At 37.3% G+C, this 1,750-nt stretch carries 2 protein-coding genes; one reads left to right on the top strand and one right to left on the bottom strand.

The genetic code is table 11. From position 1 onward, the window contains the following. On the bottom strand, positions 1–857 hold an 857-nt coding region (locus tag HMPREF3216_RS00740; RefSeq protein WP_081090876.1), incomplete at its 3' end, for a Fic family protein. A gap of 421 nt (positions 858–1,278) precedes the next feature. Here HMPREF3216_RS00740 and HMPREF3216_RS00735 point away from each other — a divergent pair. After that, positions 1,279–1,536: a type II toxin-antitoxin system Phd/YefM family antitoxin gene (locus tag HMPREF3216_RS00735; RefSeq protein WP_060786493.1), complete on the top strand. Its 258-nt coding sequence runs from the start codon at positions 1,279–1,281 to the stop codon at positions 1,534–1,536. Positions 1,537–1,750: the final 214 nt, after the last annotated feature.

Here is a 1,750-nt window from a genome sequence, read left to right as displayed (position 1 = left end):
AACAAGCCCTGACCATGAGAAATCAAATAATGATTCGCAAAAATCACAGAAGCCCTCTTATTCCCATCTAAAAATATCTGCGACTTCATACAATAAACGCATAATTCAATCGCAATATCAATAGGCTCTTTCCTTCCAACTTTACCTTCAACATTCTCACTATCTTCCTCACTTTCAACAATATTCCTTATTTTTTCTTTAACATCTATTTCATTAGGAATAGGCGGAATATAAGTAGATCCACCAATCGCAACAGGAACACCCCTTATACGACCGCCGTCTAAGAAAAAGCCCTCATTAACAAGCTTCGCTATATGACTGAGCATGTAATAATCAGACCTGCTTAATACAACATCCTCGTCTAAAATGAACTCCCAAGCATGCTTCAAATTCAAGATTTTTTGAACATCACTCGCAGAAACACCAAACACTTTCCCGTTATCTATAATCTCTTCAGTTTGAGGAAAAGTAGTAGCAACACCTTCCAAAACCGCCTGATCGTAAATATTCGCCTTTAAGTTAGCCCTTGCAAAAGCAATATTGCTCACCAAATCAGCAGATAACTCACTATTAGAATATCCGGCATTCGCGAGCTGCCTTACTACAGCGCGAAGTTCCTTACGCAATTGCCTAGATTCACTTGCATTGCGAAGAAGAAGATTATACAAATCGTCCGAATACACACCAACATACGTAGACGTCAACTTTCCCGAGACACGCTTTCTGGTGTATAAATATTTACCATCTCCACGATTTTTGATTTCAGGAGTACCATCATACGCAAGCAAACTCAAGCGAGCATTAATATCAGCCTTTTTTCTAAGCAATTCTTGCACATCATCATATTTTGCAGCCATCTTCACACTCCTTTTTCACATAAATTGGGGAACATTTACTTAAATAAAATACCATTTTGTTCCCCAATAATCAAATAATGTAGGGAACTTTTTTATGATTTTTACACCGATTTGTTCCCCAAAACATAAACAAATAAATTAATAATCACTCGACAGCAAAATAGCCAAATTGCGCTCAAAAACCGCAAGAACACAGCTTAAAGCTGCTTCGCATTAAACCTTTTAACGATAGCCCTCGCTAAGCCTTGCTACATAAGGGCAAAAATGCACCCACCTAATCAGCCTTTGACATCAATACGACAGTCTCGACGTGGATTGAGAGAACAGGTAGTATAGCTACACTTTTTGAGTACCAAGCCACTAATATAATTGTAATCTTGATAATATTATGATACTTTTTTGATAAAAGGAGGTTAATACTATGATTAATATTCGACCAGTTTCCGATTTAAGAAATAAATTTCCAGAAGTAGAAGAAACAGTTATAAATTTAAATACACCAGTATTCCTTACAAAAAATGGTTATGGAACTATGGTTCTCATGAGCATCAAACAATACTCTGCCCTCACTGACGACATTGAAAGAAAACTCGACGAAGCAGACGCTTTTGCCGCAAACACTTCTACACGTCTTTCTAAAGACGACGTCTTTGATAGCGCAAGGAGAAGGATTAATTAACACGAGAACACCCCTACTACAGGATTAGCGTACGCAACTTTTCTGTTTTTTACGTTGTCTTGGGCGACACTATGGAAGTGCGCAGACTTCTATATTCAAAACGAAATATTGACGCACTGCTGGAATAACTATTCCTAGTAACTATCATTATTATGCTAGCGAGTATTGAAAAAGCTATCGTTAAAAGGTTTAAGATTGGCTTAATAGCTTGATT

This window comes from Gardnerella vaginalis (assembly GCF_001546455.1).
Classification (GTDB): Bacteria; Actinomycetota; Actinomycetes; order Actinomycetales; family Bifidobacteriaceae; genus Bifidobacterium; species Bifidobacterium vaginale_B.
This window is presented reverse-complemented; position numbering and strand designations above follow the sequence as displayed.